This is a genomic window from Chitinibacter sp. ZOR0017, assembly GCF_000799095.1.
GTDB classification, from domain to species: Bacteria; Pseudomonadota; Gammaproteobacteria; order Burkholderiales; family Chitinibacteraceae; genus Chitinibacter; species Chitinibacter tainanensis.
The window spans coordinates 127,435-149,434 of the sequence record NZ_JTLG01000034.1 but is presented as its reverse complement, the minus strand read 5'-3'; the positions used below and the strand labels follow the sequence as shown (position 1 = coordinate 149,434).

At 54.2% G+C, this 22,000-nt stretch carries 19 protein-coding genes and 1 riboswitch; of the genes, 12 read left to right on the top strand and 7 right to left on the bottom strand.

Translation table 11 applies throughout. The annotated features are described in order from the left end of the window. The 5 genes from L991_RS11790 to L991_RS11770 all read left to right on the top strand — a co-directional run bounded on the left by L991_RS11790 (position 1) and on the right by L991_RS11770 (position 6,067). Complete coding sequence (locus L991_RS11790) at positions 1–741, top strand: GntR family transcriptional regulator (RefSeq protein WP_197053876.1); 741 nt, start codon at positions 1–3, stop codon at positions 739–741. A 697-nt stretch (positions 742–1,438) separates the two neighbouring features. After that, positions 1,439–2,689: an ABC transporter substrate-binding protein gene (locus tag L991_RS11785; RefSeq protein WP_047395598.1), complete on the top strand. Its 1,251-nt coding sequence runs from the start codon at positions 1,439–1,441 to the stop codon at positions 2,687–2,689. 379 nt (positions 2,690–3,068) lie between these two features. After that, the gene (locus L991_RS11780; RefSeq protein WP_028448675.1) at positions 3,069–3,944 is read left to right on the top strand and encodes a carbohydrate ABC transporter permease; all 876 of its coding nucleotides are present in this window, start codon (positions 3,069–3,071) and stop codon (positions 3,942–3,944) included. 22 nt (positions 3,945–3,966) lie between these two features. Continuing rightward, entirely contained in the window at positions 3,967–4,902 is a 936-nt protein-coding gene (locus L991_RS11775) for a carbohydrate ABC transporter permease (RefSeq protein ID WP_034618642.1), read from the top strand. 58 nt (positions 4,903–4,960) lie between these two features. Further along, positions 4,961–6,067, top strand: a complete 1,107-nt coding sequence (locus tag L991_RS11770; RefSeq protein WP_028448677.1) for an ABC transporter ATP-binding protein — start codon at positions 4,961–4,963, stop codon at positions 6,065–6,067. Positions 6,068–6,207: 140 nt separating this feature from the next. On the opposite strand, the gene L991_RS11765 is transcribed toward L991_RS11770, so the two are convergent. The 4 genes from L991_RS11765 to ahpC all read right to left on the bottom strand — a co-directional run bounded on the left by L991_RS11765 (position 6,208) and on the right by ahpC (position 10,619). After that, positions 6,208–7,248, bottom strand: coding sequence for an aldo/keto reductase (locus L991_RS11765; RefSeq protein WP_047395594.1), 1,041 nt, complete (start codon positions 7,246–7,248; stop codon positions 6,208–6,210). Next, complete coding sequence (locus L991_RS11760) at positions 7,245–8,198, bottom strand: TraB/GumN family protein (RefSeq protein ID WP_047395591.1); 954 nt, start codon at positions 8,196–8,198, stop codon at positions 7,245–7,247. The genes L991_RS11765 and L991_RS11760 overlap by 4 nt, the downstream gene beginning before the upstream one ends. 156 nt (positions 8,199–8,354) lie before the next feature. Beyond that, entirely contained in the window at positions 8,355–9,902 is a 1,548-nt protein-coding gene (ahpF, locus tag L991_RS11755; RefSeq protein ID WP_047395588.1) for an alkyl hydroperoxide reductase subunit F, read from the bottom strand. A 153-nt stretch (positions 9,903–10,055) separates the two neighbouring features. Then, positions 10,056–10,619: an alkyl hydroperoxide reductase subunit C gene (ahpC, locus tag L991_RS11750; RefSeq protein ID WP_047395584.1), complete on the bottom strand. Its 564-nt coding sequence runs from the start codon at positions 10,617–10,619 to the stop codon at positions 10,056–10,058. 224 nt (positions 10,620–10,843) lie between these two features. Between ahpC and L991_RS11745 the strand changes: the two genes are divergently transcribed. The 6 genes from L991_RS11745 to L991_RS11720 all read left to right on the top strand — a co-directional run bounded on the left by L991_RS11745 (position 10,844) and on the right by L991_RS11720 (position 17,273). Continuing rightward, positions 10,844–11,155 carry a helix-turn-helix transcriptional regulator gene (locus L991_RS11745; protein ID WP_028448682.1) on the top strand — a complete coding sequence of 104 codons (312 nt, stop codon included), beginning with the start codon at positions 10,844–10,846 and terminating at the stop codon, positions 11,153–11,155. A gap of 12 nt (positions 11,156–11,167) precedes the next feature. Next, on the top strand, positions 11,168–11,650 hold the full coding sequence (locus tag L991_RS11740) for an ArsI/CadI family heavy metal resistance metalloenzyme (RefSeq protein ID WP_047395581.1): 483 nt from the start codon (positions 11,168–11,170) through the stop codon (positions 11,648–11,650). A 125-nt stretch (positions 11,651–11,775) separates the two neighbouring features. Beyond that, positions 11,776–12,279 (top strand): arsenate reductase ArsC, encoded by a 504-nt coding sequence (locus L991_RS11735; protein ID WP_047395578.1) that lies wholly within the window; start codon positions 11,776–11,778, stop codon positions 12,277–12,279. After that, a complete protein-coding gene (gene arsB, locus L991_RS11730) occupies positions 12,276–13,319 on the top strand; it encodes an ACR3 family arsenite efflux transporter (protein WP_047395575.1) in 1,044 nt (347 codons plus the stop codon). The genes L991_RS11735 and arsB overlap by 4 nt, the downstream gene beginning before the upstream one ends. A gap of 274 nt (positions 13,320–13,593) precedes the next feature. Beyond that, complete coding sequence (locus L991_RS11725) at positions 13,594–16,374, top strand: glycosyl hydrolase family 18 protein (RefSeq protein WP_231550545.1); 2,781 nt, start codon at positions 13,594–13,596, stop codon at positions 16,372–16,374. Positions 16,375–16,550: 176 nt separating this feature from the next. Beyond that, the gene (locus L991_RS11720; RefSeq protein ID WP_047395572.1) at positions 16,551–17,273 is read left to right on the top strand and encodes an ABC transporter substrate-binding protein; all 723 of its coding nucleotides are present in this window, start codon (positions 16,551–16,553) and stop codon (positions 17,271–17,273) included. A 42-nt stretch (positions 17,274–17,315) separates the two neighbouring features. On the opposite strand, the gene L991_RS16595 is transcribed toward L991_RS11720, so the two are convergent. Genes L991_RS16595 through thiC form a run of 3 tightly spaced genes read right to left on the bottom strand, consistent with a single transcriptional unit; the run spans position 17,316 to position 21,064 of the window. Next, the gene (locus L991_RS16595) at positions 17,316–18,896 is read right to left on the bottom strand and encodes a hybrid sensor histidine kinase/response regulator (RefSeq protein ID WP_052190837.1); all 1,581 of its coding nucleotides are present in this window, start codon (positions 18,894–18,896) and stop codon (positions 17,316–17,318) included. A gap of 30 nt (positions 18,897–18,926) precedes the next feature. After that, entirely contained in the window at positions 18,927–19,148 is a 222-nt protein-coding gene (locus tag L991_RS11710) for a hypothetical protein (RefSeq protein ID WP_047395569.1), read from the bottom strand. Continuing rightward, complete coding sequence (gene thiC, locus L991_RS11705) at positions 19,148–21,064, bottom strand: phosphomethylpyrimidine synthase ThiC (protein ID WP_047395566.1); 1,917 nt, start codon at positions 21,062–21,064, stop codon at positions 19,148–19,150. The genes L991_RS11710 and thiC overlap by 1 nt, the downstream gene beginning before the upstream one ends. Before the next feature lie 85 nt (positions 21,065–21,149). After that, a riboswitch (TPP riboswitch) is annotated at positions 21,150–21,280 on the bottom strand. Between the two features lie 91 nt (positions 21,281–21,371). On the opposite strand from thiC, the gene L991_RS11700 reads away from it, so the two are divergent. Beyond that, the gene (locus L991_RS11700; protein WP_047395563.1) at positions 21,372–21,983 is read left to right on the top strand and encodes a protein-L-isoaspartate O-methyltransferase; all 612 of its coding nucleotides are present in this window, start codon (positions 21,372–21,374) and stop codon (positions 21,981–21,983) included. The last annotated feature ends 17 nt before the right edge of the window (positions 21,984–22,000 follow it).

Below are 22,000 nucleotides of genomic sequence, written 5' to 3'. Positions count from 1 at the left end.
ATGCAGAATCTGAATAAGCTGCTGGTACTCAAGCCGGACAACGACAGCGCGACACCGCTCTATCTTCAATTCGGCCATAAACTGGCGGCCGCCATTCATGCGGGCTTTTGGAAGGCGGATGATCCGCTTCCTTCCGAGCGGACTTTTTGCGATGTGCTGGGCATTTCGCGGGTTACAGCCCGTAAAGCACTCGACCTATTGTTCGAGCAAGGCTTGATTTTACGGCGACAAGGCTCGGGTACTTATATTACCCCCAAGCTCGAGCAGCCCTTAACGCGACTTACCAATCTATCCGAAATGCTGAAGCAACGTGGTTTTCGGCCTTCATCGAAGTGGCTGAAGCGCGAAATCATGTTGGCCGGTTCCGAAGAGCTATTGCGCTTGAATCTGAGCCCCAATAGTCGGATCGCCTATTTGGAGCGCTTGCGGCTGGCAAATGATGTGGTGATGGCAGTCGAGCGCACAGCCTTGCCGTACCACTATGTGCCAGAGCCGGAAAAAATCGGCGAATCACTGTATGACTTCCTGCGCGAAGCCAATATCAGCGTGGTGCGTGCCATTCAAAACATTGGTGCCGTCAATGCCAGTGATGAAATGGCCAAGTTAACCGGGGTAGAACCGGGCGCTGCGATGCTGCATTTAACTCGGGTCGGCTATTTGGAAGATGGCTCGGCCGTGGAGTTGACTCACTCTTGGTTCCGTAGTGACTACTATGACTTTGTAGTCGAGCTGTATCGTTAGTCACGTTTGCCGGCCCAAAACCAAACGCACAAGCCTTGCTTGTGCGTTTTTTTTCACTTTGTTGCATTGATGATACAAAAAAACACGTGATTTTCGACCGTCAGGAAGCCGGTTTGCGCTTGTGCTTGTCATATTTTTTCGGGTGGTCTAGCTCGACTGTCGGCGTTTTTGATGTAATTCACTTGCTTTTTGGTGTGTAATTTTTGAGTTGCTGCACCAAAGTTGTGCTGCTGTCTGCGGCTTAGAGTGATGATTTACTGGGGAAAACTGTGTGAATGGTCTTTTTGGAATGTAGTCGTGCATCTTTGTAGGGGTTTTTTCCTACATCGATTTACTTATGCCGATGGATTAGCCGCTAGAAGATCACCTTGAAATGTCGTTTGCCGCGCCCAAGAAAGCGTTTTTTGCGTCATTACGCTGGTACACCGGCCAGATGAATTGGGGTAATCTTGCTCCTGAAGTTTTAGAGCAGGCATCAAAAACGGTGTCCGGATCAGTGAGAACCAAGCAGAATAAGGTTCATTTATGCTGACTCGATATGACGGTTTGTTGTAGGTTTTGCCCTGTGTCAAACAGGTTTCAAGCTTTCAATAATCGTGTTGACTCTGAAATTTATTCTGCTTTAAAGTAGTTTCGCAGTTGTTAAACAGTTGCGACCCCAGTGTTGCACGTACTCATGTCCATGTTAGGAGTTGTTATGAACTTTAAGCGTTCTGTTATCGTTGGTGCTACCCTGTTTGCTGCATCAATCGTTTCTGCTCAAGCTGCAACTAAAGTTGAGTTCTGGTCTCACTCTCTGGCACCAACTTACGATGCATACCACAAACAAGTGGTTGAAAAATTCAACTCTACCAACAAAGACATCCAAGTTGTTCAGAAAGACCTTGGCTGGGGCGCAATGAAGCCTGCAATCGTAGCTGCGGTTGCTGAAGGTAACGTTCCAGGTCTGGCTCTGGTTCCAACTAACTGGATGGTTGAAATGGCTCCTAAGCTGTTGACTCCAGTTGACAGCATCATCAACAAATCACAGTACACCGCTGCTGCTCTGGCTAACGCGACTACTGACGGCAAAATCTACGGCTTCCCTTCATACCAAGTGACTGCCGTAATGGTTTACAACAAAGACATCCTGGCTAAAGCCGGCGTTAAACCAGAATTCAAAACTCTGGACGACGTATTCGCTGCTGCAGCTAAGATCAAAGCCGCTACTGGCAAACCAGGCTGGGCGCCAAAACTGCAAGACGGTTTCACTGGCTGGTTCATGTTTGAAGGTCTGCCAGTTATCCAAAACGGCAAAGCTGTTTACAACAGCCCAGCTCACGTAGCTCTGGTTGAGAAATTCGCTAAAGCTTACAAAGAAGGCACCATCGTTAAAGATACTAACCTGACTTTCGACGAACAAATCGCTATGTTCGCGAACGGTGGCGTTGGTATGTTTGCTGAAGGCGGTCACGCTGTTAAGAAAATTAAAGATGCTAACCCAGCCGCTTACAAAGCAGCTGACGTTACTACTTTCCCATTGGGTGACAACGGCAAACTGGCATTCGGCGGCTGGACTACTATGTACGTAGTACCAAAAGGCCAGAAAGACCTGAAATCAGTTGGTGTGGTTGGTAACTTCATCACTGGTGAGTGGGCTCAAGAGCAATTCGCTAAAGCTTCTTACACATTCGCTTCTACTAAGAACGCTAATGCTGCTGCAGCTAAAGACCCAGCTCTGAACGATATGACTGACCCAGGCAAGAAAGCATTCAAAATGGGCGGTCTGGTTATCGACAAAACTCGTCACCTGTTCCTGAAAGATCTGCCAGGTAACGTGGATGAAGGCGCTCTGTCTAAAGCCATGGACGAGAAAATCGAAGCTGCTCTGCAAGGCCGTATTTCTGTGAAAGACGCGCTGGACCAAGCAGTTGCTGATTCAAACAAACGTCTGTCTGCTGCTAAATAATTTAGCGTAGATCGATAATAAACGGCGAATGCGCGAGCATTCGCCGTTTTGTTTTTTGCAGTTTTATATTATTGAATCTTAATATTGATCGTTATACCCATTTTAATAATATGGGTATAGGGTGTTTGGAGTTGGCTTTATATTCAGTCATGCGCCAAGTTGTTGCTGCGCAAGCTTTTTTTGAATGTAAGGCTTTGTTGGTTTCCTAGTTGAGACTAATAGACAATACGAAAAACTACCTATAGGACTGTGAAAAATCAGGTTGTCTAAGTTATAATGCGAGGGCTGTAATTTCGCTTGGGTTTGGTTAATATCAAGTCGCTTTTATGGCCTGCTCGGTATTATCAACCTTGTCTGCAACACACCAAAGAGTCGAAACGTGAAAAACTCCAACTTTTTAGCCTATTTCTTCTTGGCGCCAGCCTTGATCTTTATGGGTATCTTTGTATTCTGGCCGGTTGGGTTCAACACCTTCTTGGCGTTTCATAATTATGAAATTGCCGGGGGTGCGACCGAGTGGAATAACTTTGCGAACTTTGTTCGTATTTGGGAAGAGCCTCTCTTTCACCAAGCTGTCAAGAACTCTTTGTTGTTCCTGATTGTTGTGCCAGTTATTCAATTGGCTTCCTTGCTGATTGCGAAACTGGTTAACAATAAGTTGCCAGGCATGACTTTTTTCCGCGCTGTTTATTACATTCCTGTAATTACTGCGATCTCTATCGCCGGTGTGGTATGGACATTCGTATTCAAATACGACGGTCTCTTGAATGAATTCTTAAGCACTATCCTGCATTTCTTCCACCTGTATCCACAAGACAAACTGGTCGAGATTCAATGGCTGCAAGAGCCTAGCATTGCCATGTACTCGATCATGATCTTTACCTTCTGGAAAGGTATCGGTTACTACATGGTACTGTATCTTGCTGGTTTGCAAGCCATTCCAACCGAAGTGGAAGAGGCCGCCATTCTGGATGGGGCGAATGCGTGGGATCGCTTCTGGCGCATCACTGTACCGATGGTTAAACCCACCATTCTGCTGTGTACCATGCTCTCGACCATTGGTGCGCTGAAGGTGTTCCAAGAGGTGGTAGTACTAACCGATGGTAAAGCTGAAACTTACACCGCACTCTTCTACGTGTACGACCAAGCCTTCCGCAATTACGACTTTGGTGTGTCTGCCGCGGCTGGTCTGGTGGTGACCTTCTTCTGCATGGTCTTGGCTGCCATTCAGTTCCGCTTCTTTGGCGACAAGTAATACCTCGAGGAGATAGAGAATCATGTTGAATAAAAAGGTATTGAATCGAGCGTTGGTATTGTCTGCACAATACGCAAGTTTGCTGGCATTCGGTTTGTTCACCACTTTCCCGCTGTTATGGGCGGCCGCTTTCGGTCTGTCGACAGACGGCTCAGTGGCTTACCGTTTCCCACAAGGCTTTGTGCCTCACGTGGCAGATGAAAACGGCGTATATAGCATTGGGGTAACTTTCTCGTGGATTCATCGTGTATTCGTTGAAATTCCATTTACTCAATACTTCATCAATTCGGTGATCATCACCACTATGGCGGTGATCGGTACCGTGGTGATTTCGGTGTTGGCTGCTTACCCACTGGCGCGGATGAAATTCTTCGGCCGCAACTTCATCTTCGTGGCCATCATCGTCACCATGATGCTGCCAGCGGAAGCCAGTATCGTGCCGAACTACATCACCATTAAAAACTTCGGTGATTTCGCGAACTGGTTGCAATTGGTGCTGACCGGCAGTGATGAAGGCACCTGGCGTAAATTCATCGGGCTGAATAGCTACTTCTCAGCTGTAGCGCCATCAGTGGCCGGTGCGTTTGGTATCTTCTTGATGAAACAAGCCTTCGAAGCGGTACCGCAAGATCTGATCGACGCGGCCCGTGTTGATGGCGCAACCGAGATGCAAATTCTGTGGCGTGTGATGTTGCCAGTTACAGCACCATCAATCGCCGCACTGGGTATCTTTACACTGGTGAACACTTGGAATGACTTCCTGTGGCCATCGGTTGTACTGCGTGCCAAAGAAATGCAGCCACTGGCCGTAGGGGTATTTAATGACCTGACTGGTCCACTGTCTGGTTCACAAAACACATTGATGGCAGCCATCGTACTGACGGTTATTCCAGTACTGGTGTTCTTTGCCTTCACTCAGCGCTACTTCATCTCCGGCATGGACGGCGCAGTTAAATAATTTGATCGTGTTTTGACACGCAGAAATCAACCCAATTCAGAATTAAGGAAAACTAATCATGGCTGGCTTGACCCTAAAAAACATCAAAAAGAACTACACCAAAGACGTTTGTGTGATCAAAGGCGTAGATCTAGAAATTAAAGACGGTGAATTCGTGGTATTCGTAGGCCCATCTGGCTGCGGTAAATCAACCATGATGCGGATGATCGCCGGTCTGGAAGAAATCACTTCTGGCGAGCTGTACATCGGCGACACCCTGTCGAATGACATCCACGCATCAAAACGCGGTATCGCGATGGTGTTCCAGTCATACGCGCTGTATCCACACATGTCGGTGTACGACAATATGGCGTTTGCGCTGAAACTGGCCGGCACTCCGAAAGCGGAAATCGACCAGCGCGTGAAAAAAGCTGCTGAAATTCTGCAAATGACTCACTTGCTGGAGCGCAAGCCTAAGGCTCTGTCAGGTGGTCAGCGTCAGCGTGTGGCGATCGGTCGTGCTATCGTACGTAACCCGAAAGTCTTCCTGTTCGACGAGCCACTGTCTAACTTGGATGCCGCACTGCGTCTGAACATGCGCGTTGAGCTGTCTAAGCTGCACCAAGAACTGAAAACCACCATGCTGTATGTAACGCATGATCAGGTTGAGGCGATGACACTGGCTGACCGTATCGTGGTCTTCAATGCCGGTATCGTGCAGCAGGTTGGTAGCCCGCTGGAAATGTACGAAAACCCATCGAATCTGTTCGTGGCTTCGTTCCTCGGTTCACCAAAAATGAATCTGTTCGAATCACAACTGGTGGGTCTGGAGCAAGGCTCTGCGGTTGTTCGTCTGCCTAAAGGCATTACCGTGCGTGCTTCTGTGGACGCTGGCCGCGCCAAAGTTGGCGACAAAGTGACCATCGGTATCCGTCCAGAGCACATCGAGCTGTGCGCGGAAGGCGATGCGGAAGGTATTCCAGCCCGCGTTGATCTGACCGAGCACTTGGGTGATATCGTACTGGCCTACATCGAAATCCCAGGTATCAACGAAATCATCTGCATGAAGTTGCCAGCCAACATGACCGGCCTGAAATACGGCGATGCAATCCGCGTTAAATTCCCAGAATCTCAATGCATGCTGTTTGATGCAGAAGGTCTGGCATTCAAACGCCTGAAAAAATAAGCAACTCGCCTTGCAATAAAAAACCCGCCGAAAGGCGGGTTTTTTATTGCGGGTATCTGACTGGATTGATTTCAGTGTTGCAGCTAGTGACTACATCGGAAGAGTAGGGCGGCCAGCCCAATGCTGACCGATTACTGCGATTACTGCGCCGGGCTAGGGGATTGCCGATGAATCTCCTCGATCGCGGCGATAAGCTCTTCACTGAGTGTGAGCGCACTTGCCCCAATATTCTCGCTCAGCTGCGCCATGCTGGTGGCACCGATGATGGTGCTGGCGACATACCAGCGCGAATGCAGCCAGGCCAGTGCCAACTGGCTTGGGCTTAAGCCATGAGCGAGCGCCAAATCACGATAGGCGGCCACCGCAGCCGGGACAGCTGGCTTGAGATAACGCACACCAAAATTGGCAAATTGCGTCATCCGGCCAGCGGCCTGTGGATCACTCACATATTTGCCGCTGAGTAGCCCAAACGCCAGCGGGCTATAAGCCAGCAGGCTCACTTGCTCGCGATGGCAGGTTTCGCACAGGCCGTAATCGTAAGTGCGATTAATCAGGTTGTAGACATTCTGCAGGCTATGCGCGATGGGCAGATTTTCACTGCGGGCAAGGCGTAGAAATTCAGATACCCCCCAGGGGGTCTCATTGGAAAGGCCGATGTAGCGCACCTTTCCAGCCGATACCAGGGTATCAAGTGCAGCGAGCTGCTCGTAAACGCTGGGTGTATCGGTGTATTCCTGGCTTGGCTCGTAATAGCTTTGGCCAAACATGGGCACATGCCGGGCTGGCCAGTGTAGCTGATACAAATCGATATAGTCAGTTTGCAGCCGGCGCAGGCTGTCATCGCAGGCGGCGATAATTTGCGCGCGGGTAAATTGCGGACCCCCGCGTAGCCATTCCATGCCGCGATTAGGCCCGGCGACTTTGGTAGCCAGCACAATCTCGGCGCGGGCTTGGCGTTTAAGCCAGCTCCCCACATATTGTTCGGTCAGCCCTTGCGTCCCCGCCTTGGCCGGAACCGGGTACATCTCGGCGGTATCAATGAAATTAATCCCGTTCGCCAGCGCATAATCCAGCTGGCTATGCGCCTCGGCTTCGGTATTTTGCTCGCCAAACGTCATCGTACCCAGGCACAGGCTGGATACCTGCAGCGCACTGCTGCCCAGTTGAACGCGGCGGATCATTTGCTGGCCGCCACGGCAGGCACGGGCGAGACGGTATAGCCGGCTTTTTGCAGGGTTTTCAGCAGGCCATCTTCACCAGTGAGCTGACTTGCGTGCATGGTAAAGAAGATATCACCTTTGGCCAGCGCCGGTTTCAGGCGCTCGAGCATGCTCTGGCTGCGTTTGGCTTTAACTTCATGATGCCAGGCTTTAAACCAGGCTTGTTCGGTGCTCGGCAACGCTGCTTCCAGCTGCGCGAGCGGCTGGATTTGCTCGACTTCATAGCCGATATAGGCCGTCATATTCTGGCTATTGGCCTGGTCTAGCTGCGGCGCTTTTTTGATCAGCGTATCGATCAGCACGATTTGTTTGTCGGCCGCCAGACTTTGATAGGGTTTGAGCTGCTCGCCCACGCTTTCAATGGCGAAATACGGTTTTTGCATTTCAGCCGAGTATTGGTACAGATATTCATCCATCGGCGGGATTTCTTTACCGGCTTTCGGCGTCATCAGCAGCATGACCACAGCCCATGGCTGCAGTTTATCGGCCACCGCGCGTGGATAGCCGCGCGCTTCCAGCATCGGCACCACTTGCTTAAAGCGCTCTTCGCCGAGGATTTTGGCCAGCGTCGCTTCCTTGGTTAGAATCAGCTGTGCCAGCTCGACCGATGAATTCATATCGCTATAAAACTCGGTACCAATGTATTTGGCGCTGAGCAGGGCCGGTTCGACTTCAGGCTTGAATTCGGCTTCATGGCCGGCAGGGGTGGCTACTGTAGCCAGTACCCAGGATGGACCAACATTTTTGCTTTCGATTTTCCACAGCACGGCTTTGGTGGCTGCGGCGGCCGGGGCTTTGGCAACTTTGCTCGCCGTTTTGGCGGGCGGGTTTTTTTCGGCATTGGCAGGGCAACCCACCAAGAGGGTGAACAGGGTAGCAGTCAGACTCAGCGTAGCAACACGAACAAACATGATATTCCTGCAGGCAAGCACAAAAAAAGCAAGTATAGCGCGCTCATTCGCGCCGGAGCAGCTTATCTTTACTGAAATGTAGCGCTGTTTCAGTCAGCAACAAAAAACCCACTGGCGCCCGTGGGCACACAGTGGGTTGTAGGTGGTGATGACGTTTTATTGGCCGCTACGAATCAGGTGATCAAAGGCGCCGAGCGATGCTTTGGCCCCTTCGCCCATGGCGATAATGATCTGCTTAAACGGCACTGTGGTTACGTCCCCCGCCGCAAACACCCCGGGCAGCGAAGTCTGGCCGCGCGCATCCACTTCGATTTCGCCGTGTTTGCTGAGCGCCACTGTGCCTTGCAGCCAATCGGTATTAGGCAAGAGACCAATCTGCACAAAAATACCGGCCAGATTGAGTACTTGGCTGGTGCCTGTGGCGCGGTCGGTGTATTGCAGGCCAGTGACCTTTTGCCCGTCGCCCACTACTTCGGTCGTTTGGGCTTCGGTAATGATCTCTACATTCGGCAGGCTGCGCAGTTTGTTTTGCAGCACCGCATCAGCACGCAGCTCGCGGCCAAATTCCAGTAGCGTCACGTGCTCTACAATACCGGCCAGATCAATCGCGGCTTCCACGCCCGAATTGCCGCCACCGACCACGGCGACGCGTTTGCCCTTAAATAGCGGGCCATCGCAATGCGGGCAGTAGGCCACGCCCCGGCCGCGGTATTGCTGCTCGCCGGGCACATTCAGCTCGCGCCAGCGCGCGCCGGTGGCCACAATGACGCTGCGGCTTTTAAGCGTCGCACCGCTTTCCAGCTCGATCTCGATCAGCTCGCCCGCGCTGAGTTTGCGTGCGCGCTGCAGGTTCATCAGATCAACCGGATATTCCTTCACATGGTTTTCCAGCGCCATTGCCAGCTTCGGCCCTTCGGTTTCCTTGACCGAAATAAAGTTCTCGATGCCCATGGTATCCATCACCTGACCGCCAAAGCGCTCGGCCACAATACCGGTGCGGATGCCTTTGCGGGCGGCGTAAATCGCGGCCGCGGCGCCGGCTGGGCCACCACCCACCACCAGCACATCAAAGACGGGTTTTTGCTGCAAGGCTTCGGCCTGCCGTGCCACGCTGGCGGTATCAAGCTTGGCCACGATTTCTTCAATCGTCATGCGGCCTTGGCCGAACGGCTGGCCATTGAGCAGCACGGTCGGGACGGCCATGATTTGTCGCTCGGTGACTTCAGCCTGAAACAGTGCACCGTCCACCATTTCGTGGCGGATGGCGGGGTTGAGTACCGCAAGCAAATTCAGCGCCTGCACCACATCCGGGCAGTTGTGGCAGGATAACGAAACAAAAGTGGTGAATTCCAGCGGGCCAGTGAGGCCGCGAATCGCCGCGATGGTGGCCTCATCCACGCGGGGTGGGTGGCCGCCGGTTTGCAGCAGGGCCAAGACCAGTGAAGTGAATTCATGGCCGAGCGGAATGCCGGCAAAGCTCACCCGTGGCGCTTCGCCCGGACGGGCGATGGCAAAAGACGGGCGGCGCGCGGCGTTGCCATCGTGGCGTACGCTGATTTTGGTGTTCAGCGCAGCGATTTCGTCCAGCAGCTGGCGAATTTCTGCCGCTGCGGCGCTGTCATCTAGGCTGGCAACTAATTCGATTGGGTATTGCAGTTTTTCCAGATAAGCCTGCAACTGGCTTTGAATTTGGGCATCGAGCATGGCGGTTCTCCGGTTTGAGTTTCACTGAGCAAACTGCTGGGTATCCTTATCAGTTTTAATTCTGATAAGGCTTGTATTGGTATACCTAGTGGGGTATTTGCAGCAGGCTGTTCGCTGAAGGCCGTGCCACCCGGCGGTGACACGGCGCGGGGATTAGATCTTGCCGACCAGATCCAGTGATGGTTTCAGAGTGGCTTCACCTGGGGTCCATTTAGCTGGGCACACTTCGCCTGGGTGGCTCGCTACGTATTGCGCGGCTTGTACTTTGCGCAGCAGCTCTTTGGCATCGCGGCCAATGCCTAGATCGTGGATTTCAGCCACTTTGATCTCGCCTTCAGGGCTGATCACGAAAGTGCCACGCAGCGCCAGGCCTTCTTCTTCGATCATCACATCGAAGTTGCGGCTGATGATGCCGGTAGGGTCGCCGATCATTGGGTATTTGATCTTGCCGATGGTGTCTGAGGCGTCGGCCCAAGCTTTGTGCGTGAAATGCGTATCGGTTGAAACTGAATACACTTCTACGCCCAGTTTTTGGAATTCAGCGTACAGATCAGCCAGATCGCCCAGTTCGGTTGGGCAAACAAAAGTAAAGTCGGCTGGGTAGAAGAACACCACAGACCATTTGCCTTTCAGGGTTTCATCGCTCACGGGGATGAAGTTACCGTTGTGATAAGCAGTGGCTTTGAATGGTTTGATGGTGCTGTTGATCAGTGCCATGAGTATTGCTCCTTAGTGGTTAACGTCGTTTGCGTTGAAGACAGGGCGTAGCTTAAGCCCAAAGTGATCATAGTAAAAATTGAATGTTTTTATTGAATTGTTAGTAAAAGTTTATTGACGTGGTGGCGTGAGCTTGTTGTGGCCTTGGCCGCGTACTACTTTGCGCTTGTCATGCTGCTGGCTTTGGCTTATGATTGATTCGACTATTCGATATATATAGAAATATGGAAAACAAACTTGCTGTGCAACGTTTAGCCGCTTTGGCGCAGGAATCGCGCTTGGCGATTTTTCGCGCCCTGGTGGTGGCTGGCCCGCAGGGCCTGCCGGTGGGCAAGATTGGTGAAGCGCTTAGCGTGGCGCCGGCCACTTTGTCGTTTCACCTTAAAGAGCTCAGCCATGCCGGGCTGATTAGCGCGCGCCAGGAAGGCCGCTATGTGTTTTATGTGGCGCATTTTGCCGCCATGAATGAATTACTGGGTTTTCTGACTGAAAACTGCTGCGGCGGTACCAGCTGCAGCCCCACTGCCTGTTGTTAACCGGAGACGCCGATGAAACGCTTTCACGTCCATCTCGCTGTAGATGACCTAGCCACTAGCATTGCCTTTTACCAGCAGCTGTTTCAGGCCGCGCCTACTGTGCAGCATGCCGACTACGCCAAGTGGATGCTGGAAGACCCACGGGTGAATTTCGCCATCTCGGCGCGCGGCGCGGCGCCAGGGCTCGATCATCTGGGTTTTCAGGTGGATAGCGAGCCCGAGCTGGATGCGCTACAGGCTCAGTTGGCCGCGGCGGATATGAGCATGGTGAGCGAGCCGGGCACAGCCTGTTGCTATGCCGAATCCAATAAACACTGGGTGACCGATCCGAATGGGATTGCCTGGGAGTGCTATCACACGCTGGGCGCGATTCCGACCTTTAATCGCGGTGCCGCAGAGGGCGGGCAAAATGCCTGTTGCGCGCCCAAGGCAGAAAAGCCAAGAGTGAAACTAAGTGATCTAGGGGTATGCAAGCCTGGATCAGGTTGCTGTTAATTTAGCGCGATATACCTTGTAGGGTATATCGCATCAAGTGTCGGCTGCCGCGACGGGGCTGGCTTGCATTACAAGACATTGCCCAGCCGGGCGTATTTTTACTAAGACCACCACAGGGGAAGATCATGAGTCACAAAGTGTATAACGTGCTGTTTTTGTGTACCGCCAATTCGGCGCGTTCGATTATGTCTGAGGGCCTGCTCAATCATTTGAATGACGGCCGCTTTAAAGCCTTTAGCGCCGGTAGCAAGCCCGGCACGCAGCCCAACCCTTTCGCACTGGAATTGCTGCAAAAAATCGGCCACGACACCAGTTATATGTACTCCAAAAGCTGGGATGTATTTGAAGGTGAAGACGCACCCAAAATGGACATCATCATTACCGTGTGTGGCAATGCCGCCAGCGAACCCTGCCCAATCTGGCCTGGCCATCCGATCACCGCGCACTGGGGCTATGACGACCCGCATGGCGAAACCGATGAAGAAAAACGCCATTCCTTCGCGCAGATTTTTGCCCAGATTAAACACCGCATTGAGCTATTGCTGAGCCTGTCCGATGATAGCTTAGCGAATCTGGCTAATGTGCGGGCAATTGGCGAGCCTGAGGTATTGCGGGGAGCAGGGCAATGAGCGAGGCACCAGCCCGCTTGGGCTTTTTTGAGCGCTACCTGACCTTATGGGTTGCGCTGTGTATCGTGGTGGGGATTGTGCTGGGGCAGTTCGTGCCGGGTGTGTTTCAGGCTCTGGGTGCGCTGGAAGTGGCCAAGGTTAATCTGCCCGTCGGAGTGCTGATCTGGGTGATGATCATCCCGATGCTGATGAAAATCGACTTTGCCGCGCTGAAAACGGTTAGCCAGCATTGGCGCGGGATTGGCGTAACGCTGACCATCAACTGGTTGGTCAAGCCCTTCTCGATGGCTGTGCTGGGCTGGCTGTTTATTCGCCATTGGTTTGCGCCGTATCTGCCGGCTGAGCAGCTCGATAGTTATATCGCTGGCCTGATTTTGCTTGCGGCGGCGCCGTGTACGGCAATGGTGTTTGTCTGGAGCGCGCTGGTGCGGGGCGAACCGCACTTTACCTTAAGCCAGGTGGCGCTAAATGACGCGATCATGATCGTGGCGTTTGCCCCCATCGTGGCCTTTTTGCTGGGGGTGTCGGCGATTAGTGTGCCGTGGGATACGCTGTTGGTGTCGGTGGGGCTGTATATCATTGTGCCGCTCACCATCGCCCAGCTGGCGCGCAAATATTTGCTGGCTACTGGCCGGCTGGAACGGGTATTGCAGCAAATCGGGCCTTTTTCGCTATTGGCGCTGCTGGCGACGCTGGTATTGCTGTTTGCTTTTCAGGGGCAACAGATCCTGGCCCAACCGCTGGTGATCGCCTTGCTGGCCGTGCCGATTCTGATTCAAGTGGTGTTTACCTCATCGCTGGCGTATTGGCTGAATCGGCAGCTGGGCGAAGCGCATTGCGTGGCTGGCCCATCGGCATTGATCGGGGCGTCCAACTTCTTCGAGTTGGCGGTGGCCGCTGCAATTAGCCTGTTTGGCTTTCACTCTGGTGCCGCATTGGCCACTGTGGTGGGCGTATTGGTAGAAGTGCCGATTATGTTGGCCGTGGTGGCGGTGGTGAACCGCAGTCGTGGCTGGTATGAGCGGCGCGCTGCTGCGTAAATGCGACGAAGTTAGTGTTTCACATCTCCAAAGACCAGCCGTGTGCTGGTCTTTTTTTTGCCCGCGCGGGGCTAGTACGCCGGAGGATCAGGGGCTGAGTCGACGTACTGATTTGAGTGCTGATTATTAATAAAATTTAATCTTCAACTGTAATGGCAGCTATTGAAGCGGCGATGGGGAAAGCCTAGTATTGGCGCTGTAGTGGTATTTACTATTGCTACAAATTAATACCAATACCACAACAAAATCCCAAAACAGGATGGAGAGAGAAATTATGCATACGCGTTTCGCGCTGAGCAGCATTGCGCTCGGCCTTTTTTTAGCTTCGGGCAGCAGTTTTGCCGCCAGCTGTGCACCGGCCTGGTCGGCCACCGTGACCTATGGCACGGCAGGCACCACCGTGAGTCAGAACGGTCACAATTACAGCAATAAATGGTGGACCTTAAACGAGGACCCGAGCAAGGCCGGTACCTGGGGGGTATGGAATGACCTCGGCGTGTGTGAGTCAGGCAACGCCACTCCAGCGCCCACCGTAGCGCCGACTAGCACACCCGTTGTGACCGCCACTCCGAAACCGACCGCCGCACCAACCGCAGCTCCAAGTACCGCACCCACTGCGGCGCCCACCAGCACCCCAAGCCAACCCCCGAGCGGCAGCTGTAGCGTGTGGGCCGAAGGCGCCAGCTATAAAGTGGGCGATGTAGTGAGCTACAACGGCGTGACCTATACCGCCACCAGCGCGCACACCGCTTTTGTCGGCGCGGGCTGGACGCCAGCGACGACGCCAACCTTATGGAAAGCCGGTGGTAGCTGCAGCGCGCAACCGACGCCAGTAGTGACCGCCAGCCCAGTTCCAAGTAGCACGCCAACAGTAACCCCAACGGCGAAGCCGACCGTCACACCAACGGCAACGCCAACCGCGATCCCGACATCGACCCCAAGCTCTACGCCCAAACCAAGTGCATCCCCCACGGCGACACCGAGCGCCACTCCAACTGCCACGCCCGTCGTGACGCCAACCCCAACCACTACCCCGGCCGTGGGCAATAACGAACAATGTCGCCCCGATGGCCTGGTGAGCAGTGTGGCCAATGTGCCGTATTGCCTGGCTTATGACACCGCTGGCCGCGAAAAGCTGGCCAATGGTCTGCAGCGCCGCAATATTGGTTACTTTGCCAACTGGCGTACCGGTAAAGACCCGAAACAGGGCACTTTCCTCGCGCACAATATTCCGTGGAATCAAATGACGCATATTAATTATGCGTTTGCCCATGTGGATGGCAGCAATAAAGTGTCGGTGAATGCCGATGTTGCCGGGAATGAATCCACCCAGATGACCTGGCCGAATATCCCCGAAGCGGCCATGGATGCCAGCTATAGCTATCAAGGCCATTTCAACCAGCTGAATAAATACAAGAAACAGCACCCCGGCGTGCGTACGCTGGTGTCGATTGGTGGCTGGGCGGAAACCGGCGGCTACTTTGGTGGCGATGGCAAACGTGTGGCCTCTGGTGGCTTCTATAGCATGACCACCAACGCCGATGGCACGGTGAATACCGCTGGTATCAATGCCTTTGCTGACTCGGCCGTGGCCTTTATCCGTCAGTATGGTTTTGACGGTGTGGATATTGATTATGAATATCCAACCACCATGGAAAACTCGGGCAATCCGCTGGATTGGTCCTTTGCTACGCCACGGCAAAAAGGCCTGCAAGCCGCGTATCGCGAGCTGATGCGCGCCCTGCGCGAGAAACTGGATACCGCGGCCGTTGCTGATGGCAAATACTATCAGCTCACCGCCGCCGTACCGGCTTCGGGCTATCTGCTGCGCGGGATGGAAGCCTTCCAGGCCATCAAGTATCTCGATTTCGTGAACGTCATGAGTTACGACCTGCATGGCACTTGGAATCAGTTTGTGGGCCCCAATGCCGCGCTGTATGACGATGGCAAAGATGGCGAGCTGGCCTTCTGGCAGGTGTATACCGATCCGCAATACCAAAACATCGGCTACCTGAATACCGACTGGGCGTATCACTATTACCGTGGTGCCGTACCGGCCGGCCGGATCAACGTGGGCGTGCCGTATTACACCCGCGGCTGGTCGAATGTAACCGGTGGCAATCATGGTCTGTGGGGCACTGCTTCGACCAATACCTGCCCACCGGGCGTGGAAGCCCCATGTGGCATCGGCGCCAAAGGCATCGACAATATCTGGTTTGATGTCGATGAAAAAGGCAGCGTCGAAGACGCGGGTTCGAATCCGATGTGGCATGCGAAAAACCTTGAAAAAGGCATTGCCGGTGATTATCTGAAAGACTGGGGCTTCACTGCTGCCGACATCGTGGGCAAATACGATCGCTACTTTGATCCAACGCTGGTGGCACCATGGCTGTGGAATGAGCAGAAGAAAGTCTTCCTGTCGACCGAAGATGAAGAATCGATGGCGATCAAGGCCGACTGGATTATCAAAAACGGGATTGGCGGCGCCATGAACTGGGAGCTGGCAGGCGACTACGATTGGGATGCCAATCGCACCAACCTGAACGGCAGCAAAGGGCAGTATGTGCCCGGTTCTACGCTTTCGACCTTGCTGGCGAATAAATTCCGCACCGCGGCGCCGTATGGCAATACCCGTGCGAAAACGGCCATGCCAGCGCAAGTCTTGGATGTGAAAATCGACCTGGTGAACTACGCACTGGGCGAGAAAAACTATCCGATCGAGCCGAAGCTGCAATTGATCAACAACACAGGCAAGGCGATTCCGGCCGGTAGCAAGCTGACCTTCCAGTATCCGGTGTCGGCACCGAATACCATGCAAGGCAGCGGCGTTACCGTGGTGGCCAGCGAGCACACCGGCAGCAATATCGGTGGCTACAAAGGCGATTTCCATACCGTGGAAGTGAGCCTGCCAGCGCTGGCCATTGGCGCCACCAAAACCATCGGACTGACCTACAATCTGCCGATTGCGGGGCCAAGCAACTATGTGTTGACCGTGAATGGGAAAACCTTTGCCACCAAGCAGGAATTCCCGCAAAAAGCCGCCGGTAGTTTCTAAGCCGCACTTGGTAGCAGATACATCACGGTGTATCTGCTGCTAGGCATTGCTAGCAAAGATCTACAAGGCAATACCCCACCCGCCATGTATTGCATGGCGGGTTTTTCTTTTTCTGGCTAGGCGGCGGGCAGGCGAATCGCTAGAGTGTAGGCAGGTGAACTTTAAATGTGAGTGCGATGAAGCGCTTTGCCCTGCTGTGCGCCATGCTGTGGTTCTACGTCGCGTTCGCAGCGCCGGTGCGGGCGGCGCCGCTTACGGTGGTGTTACCCGAGGTAATTCCACATGCCTTTCTGGCACCAGATGGGCGGCAGATGGGCATTTATCTGGATGTGCTCAATGCCGTGGCCAAAGAATCCGGCATTGCCTTGCGCTATCAGATCGTGCCCTTTGCGCGGGTGGTGCGCATGCTCAATGATGGTGAGACTGATCTGGCACTGGTGAATCGCGATGCGGTGAATCCGGCGCAGGCCAGTGCATTGGGGGCGATTTATCAGCTGGATCTGGTGCTGTGGCCCGCGCGCGGCGCGCGTTGGCAGAGTCTGAGCGAGCTGGCCGGTAAAGACGTCGGCCGTTTGCGCGGCGGCTGTCAGCCGTTGCTGCAGAAAACCCAGCCCAAATTTAATGAAGTGAACAACTTTGATCAGGGCGTGCGCATGCTCGATGTGGGGCGGCTGGATGCGCTGTGCGGTAGTCGCGATGTGATTTTGTATGCGATCTGGCGCAGCGGTTTGCCAGGGCTGGCCACTCTTACTCCGCTACCGCTGACCACCACGCCGGTCTTCCTGATGGCCAACCCCAAAGTCAGCCCCGCCTTGCAGCAGCGGCTGGCGACGGCGGTGGCCAAAGTAATGGCCGGGCCCACCCTGCTACAGGCGAAAGCCCGCTTTGGCTTGCATTAATGGGTATAGCCTTGAATGCTATATAGGATTTTGGCTAGCGGGCTATACCGTAGTGGGTATGCTGTTGGGGGTACTGCTGGCGGGGTGAGACGCGGCAGTAGGCAGCCACACAAACACGCTGGTGCCCACCCCCAGCTGGCTCGTGAGCCAGACTTCACCACCCAACAGCCCAATGATTTCCTTGACCAGCGCCAGACCAAGGCCGGTGCCGGGCAGGTGGCCGGAGGTATCGGCGCGATAAAAACGTTCGAAGGCGTGGTTGAGTTGCTCCGGGCTCATGCCGATGCCCTGATCGCGAATTTCCAGCTGCAAGCCAGTCTGCGCATGCCGCGCTTGCGTGACGGCGGTAATCACAATCGGGCTATCAGGCGCGGAATAGAGCAGGGCGTTGCTTAAAATTTGCCGCAAGGCTTGCTGTAGTTTTGCCGCATCGGCCTCAAGCGGCGCCAAATCGCTGGCCAATTGCAGGCTAAGCCGGCCGCGTTCGCTGCCAAAGATGCTCTGTACGGCGCCCTCTAGGCACTGCGGCAAGCTGCATTGGCTCAGTTGCAAGCTCGTGGCGCCATCGGCTTCCAGCTTGGCCAGATCCAGTAAATCACTGACCAGATCACTTAAACGCAGGCTTTGCCGATGGATGGTTTCCAGCATATCGCGGCTTTGCTCGGCTGAGAGCTGGCGATGCAGCATCAGCTCGGTAAAGCCGCGGATGCTAACAATGGGGGTGCGTAATTCGTGAGCTGCATGGCTGAGAAACTCGCTTTTCATCCGCTCCAGCTCGGTTTCGCGAGTGATGTCGCGCAGATACAAGACCAAACCGCCATCGGGCGTATGCTGGCCTTTGAGGTGGATGTAGCGCAAGCTGGGGCGGCGCAGCAAGAGATTCAAACCGCTGGGCTCGGCGGCCAGCAGCGCCGGCAATTGCTCAAGCACCAAAGGGCGAAAGGTATGCACATGGCAAACTTCTTGTGCCTGCAACGCCGCGCTGGTGCTGGCTAAAGGTTGGCCTAGCAGTTGCTCGAGCGGCTGCAGTAGTAACTCACTGAGCCCCTGATTGGCGTAGGCCAGCAGCCCATCCGGGCCAAAATAGGCCACGGCATTGGCGCTGAGCTGAATAATCGACGAAAGCTGCGCCGATTGAGCTTCCAGCTCGCTCAGTAATTCATAGCTGCGTAGCGAGGAAATCACGCTGGAATACAGGCGATCGGCCGAGAGCTCGGTTTTGCATTTGTAATCATTAATATCATAGCGGCTAATCACCGCCCGCTCGGGCGCCTGGCCGGGCTGGCCGGTGCGCAGCACAATCCGCACGCGCTGATTGCCCAGCTCTTGTCGAATACGCTCCACCAGCCGCAGGCCGGCGTCTTCGGTTTCCATGACCACATCGAGCAAGATCATGGCGATATCGGGTTGGGCGTGCAGCAGCTCGAAGCCTTCGCGCGCGCTAAAGGCCGAAATCAATTGCAGCGGGCGCTCCCGATAGCTGGCCTTTTTCAGCGATAGCTGGGTCATCAGGTGGATATCGGGTTCGTCATCAATGATGGCGATTTTCCATGGCGGCGCGGCGTGCGGCGCATTGGCGCTCGCCTCATCGTCGTCTTGCAGCCAGTCATCGTGCTCGAACATGGGAGCCTCCCAGTGAATGAGTGGCGTATATTAGCAATTTTGAATATACAAGGGGATAGCGAGATTGTAAGCATGGGCCGCCAGTCGGTGGCTGCTGTGCTCTTTATAGCCGAGTGCGTGGCGTTTTGCGCGCTGCAACAGCCGTGAGGTCGGGGCAAGAAAAAAAGCGCAGCCGAAGCTGCGCTTTAAAATACCCAGAAGGTGTATTGCCAGCAAAGCATTATCAATAAATGCCTTGCTGGCTATACCCATTAGGCTTTGTCGTACAGTTTGGCGCCGCCTTTCACAAATTCGATGGCTTTGGCTTCCATGCCTTTGTGCAGGGCCTCTTCGTTGGCTTGCAGGCCTTGCTGCTCGGCAAATTCACGCACGTCTTGCGTGATTTTCATCGAGCAGAAGTGCGGGCCGCACATCGAGCAGAAATGCGCAACTTTGGCGCTTTCTTTTGGTAGCGTTTCGTCGTGGAAGCTCCGCGCCCGATCCGGATCCAGCCCCAGATTGAATTGATCTTCCCAGCGGAATTCAAAGCGGGCTTTCGAGAGTGCATTATCCCGAATCTGCGCGCCCGGATGGCCCTTGGCCAAGTCGGCGGCGTGGGCGGCCAGCTTGTAGGTAATGATGCCTTCTTTCACATCATCTTTATTCGGCAAACCCAGGTGCTCTTTCGGGGTGACATAACACAGCATCGCGCAGCCATACCAGCCAATTTGCGCCGCGCCAATCGCCGAAGTGATGTGATCGTAGCCGGGCGCGATGTCGGTGGTGAGTGGGCCAAGCGTATAGAACGGCGCTTCGTGGCACCATTCCAGCTCTTTATCCATGTTTTCTTTGATCAGCTGCATCGGCACGTGGCCCGGGCCTTCGATCATGACCTGCACATCGTGTTCCCACGCGATTTGCGTCAGCTCACCCAGGGTTTTGAGCTCGCCCAGCTGTGCTTCATCATTGGCATCCCACACCGAGCCTGGGCGCAGGCCGTCGCCCAGCGAGAAGGCCACATCGTATTGCTTCATGATTTCGCAGATTTCCGCGAAATGCGTGTACAGGAAGTTTTCTTTGTGATGCGCCAGACACCATTTAGCCATGATCGAGCCGCCGCGCGACACGATGCCGGTCATGCGATTGGCGGTGAGTGGCACATAGCGCAGCAGCACGCCGGCATGAATAGTGAAGTAATCCACGCCTTGCTCTGCTTGCTCGATCAGCGTATCGCGGAATAATTCCCAAGTCAGGTCTTCGGCCTTGCCGTTCACTTTTTCCAGCGCCTGATAAATCGGCACGGTGCCAATCGGCACGGGCGAATTACGCAAAATCCATTCGCGGGTTTCGTGGATGTTTTTGCCGGTGGAGAGATCCATGATGGTATCGGCGCCCCAGCGAATCCCCCAGGTCATTTTGTCGACTTCTTCGTTAATCGATGAAGTGACGGCCGAATTACCGATATTGCCATTGATTTTCACCAGGAAATTGCGGCCAATAATCATCGGCTCGGATTCAGGGTGATTAATATTGTTCGGAATAATCGCGCGGCCAGCGGCGATTTCATCGCGCACGAATTCGGGGGTGATTTTTTCCGGGATATTGGCGCCGAAATTCTGGCCCGCGTGCTGACGCAACATCATCTTGGCCATTTTCTCGCCCTTGGCACCCAGTGCTTGCAGGCTTTCGATGTATTTTTCACGCTGCAGATTTTCGCGAATCGCCACGTATTCCATCTCAGGGGTAACGATGCCGCGGCGGGCGTAATGCATTTGGGTGACGTTCTGGCCGGCTTTGGCGCGGCGTGGTTTGCGTTGCAGCTCAAAGCGCAAATGATCGAGGCTGGTATCGGCCTCACGCATGCGGCCATATTCGCTGGTCAGGCCATCCAGTTGTTCCGTGTCATCGCGCTCAGCGATCCAGGCCGCACGAATCGGCGCCAGGCCTTTACGTACATCGATGGTAGCTTGTGGGTCGGTATAGGGGCCAGAACAGTCGTAAACATAGATCGGCGGGTTTTGCTCGCCGCCAAACATGGTGGGGGTGTCGTCCTGGCTGATTTCACGCATCGGCACTTGAATATCGGGGCGCGAGCCGGTGACATACACTTTGCGCGAATTGGGCAGCGGCTGAATAGCGGCCGAATCTACCACCGCTTCGGTGGCAACGAAATCGATCTTGGCGTTCATGGGGTATCTCCTGTCTTTGTGCCGGACGAAAAGCCGGCTGTATCAAAAGCATGAGACGCTGGGGATTTGGAGCAAGGAGGGCGCACGAATGGCGAACTCGCTTCCCTACGCCGGTATTAGCCGGGTCAGGTTCCAAGGGTGTATCTCATCCGGAGGGCGGGCAATGGCAAGATCTTGCAACATTGTGACCGCAGTCCAGAACCCCTAGCGATTCAATGAATGTGAAACTAAAAGACTTGTGGGATAATTGCAAGATCTATTCGACTAACACGGGCCGAATCTGGCCCCGCTTTGAGGTTACACAAACATGGATTGGGAAAAAGCACGCTACTTTCTGGTTGAACAACAAATTCGCCCTTGGAACGTTCTGGACTCCGCCGTGCTTGATCGTGTCCTCAATACCCGCCGGGAAGACTTCGTACCCGCCGATAAAAAAGAACTGGCCTTCGTCGATGTTGAGCTGCCGCTGGGCAATGGCCAACTGATGCTGGCCCCGAAAGTAGAAGCCCGCCTGCTGCAGGAAATTCAACTCAAAGCCACCGACAAACTGCTGATCGTCGGCCCCGGTACCGCCTACCTCGCTGCGCTGGCGGCAGGCCTCTGTGCGCAAGTGTTTGTACTCGAAGCCTGTGCTGACCAAGCCGCTAAGCTAACCGCGGCGCTGAAGGCAGCCAATATTAAGAATGTGAGTGTTGAAGTATCGTCATCCCTGACTAGCCAGCAAGCACCGTTTGATGCGATTATTGCTGCCGCATCATTTGCCCAAGTTCCCGGCGAACTACTCGCCCAGCTGAAAGAGGTCGGACGACTGATTACAGTGGTAGGTGAGTTGCCGATTATGCATGCAGTGCTTGTGAATAAGACCGGTGCTGAGCAAGTGGTGCGTGAGGTGTTTGATTACAACTTGCCCCGAGTCTAACAACCGTGGCAAATCTG

Coding starts and splice junctions, on each gene's coding strand:
- L991_RS11790 (WP_197053876.1), top strand. CDS start 1: ATGCAGAATCTGAATAAGCTGCTGGTACTCAAGCCGGACAACGACAGC.
- L991_RS11785 (WP_047395598.1), top strand. CDS start 1,439: ATGAACTTTAAGCGTTCTGTTATCGTTGGTGCTACCCTGTTTGCTGCA.
- L991_RS11775 (WP_034618642.1), top strand. CDS start 3,967: ATGTTGAATAAAAAGGTATTGAATCGAGCGTTGGTATTGTCTGCACAA.
- L991_RS11770 (WP_028448677.1), top strand. CDS start 4,961: ATGGCTGGCTTGACCCTAAAAAACATCAAAAAGAACTACACCAAAGAC.
- L991_RS11765 (WP_047395594.1), bottom strand. CDS start 7,248: ATGATCCGCCGCGTTCAACTGGGCAGCAGTGCGCTGCAGGTATCCAGC.
- L991_RS11760 (WP_047395591.1), bottom strand. CDS start 8,198: ATGTTTGTTCGTGTTGCTACGCTGAGTCTGACTGCTACCCTGTTCACC.
- ahpF (WP_047395588.1), bottom strand. CDS start 9,902: ATGCTCGATGCCCAAATTCAAAGCCAGTTGCAGGCTTATCTGGAAAAA.
- ahpC (WP_047395584.1), bottom strand. CDS start 10,619: ATGGCACTGATCAACAGCACCATCAAACCATTCAAAGCCACTGCTTAT.
- L991_RS11745 (WP_028448682.1), top strand. CDS start 10,844: ATGGAAAACAAACTTGCTGTGCAACGTTTAGCCGCTTTGGCGCAGGAA.
- L991_RS11740 (WP_047395581.1), top strand. CDS start 11,168: ATGAAACGCTTTCACGTCCATCTCGCTGTAGATGACCTAGCCACTAGC.
- L991_RS11735 (WP_047395578.1), top strand. CDS start 11,776: ATGAGTCACAAAGTGTATAACGTGCTGTTTTTGTGTACCGCCAATTCG.
- arsB (WP_047395575.1), top strand. CDS start 12,276: ATGAGCGAGGCACCAGCCCGCTTGGGCTTTTTTGAGCGCTACCTGACC.
- L991_RS11725 (WP_231550545.1), top strand. CDS start 13,594: ATGCATACGCGTTTCGCGCTGAGCAGCATTGCGCTCGGCCTTTTTTTA.
- L991_RS11720 (WP_047395572.1), top strand. CDS start 16,551: ATGAAGCGCTTTGCCCTGCTGTGCGCCATGCTGTGGTTCTACGTCGCG.
- L991_RS16595 (WP_052190837.1), bottom strand. CDS start 18,896: ATGTTCGAGCACGATGACTGGCTGCAAGACGACGATGAGGCGAGCGCC.
- L991_RS11710 (WP_047395569.1), bottom strand. CDS start 19,148: ATGGGTATAGCCAGCAAGGCATTTATTGATAATGCTTTGCTGGCAATA.
- thiC (WP_047395566.1), bottom strand. CDS start 21,064: ATGAACGCCAAGATCGATTTCGTTGCCACCGAAGCGGTGGTAGATTCG.
- L991_RS11700 (WP_047395563.1), top strand. CDS start 21,372: ATGGATTGGGAAAAAGCACGCTACTTTCTGGTTGAACAACAAATTCGC.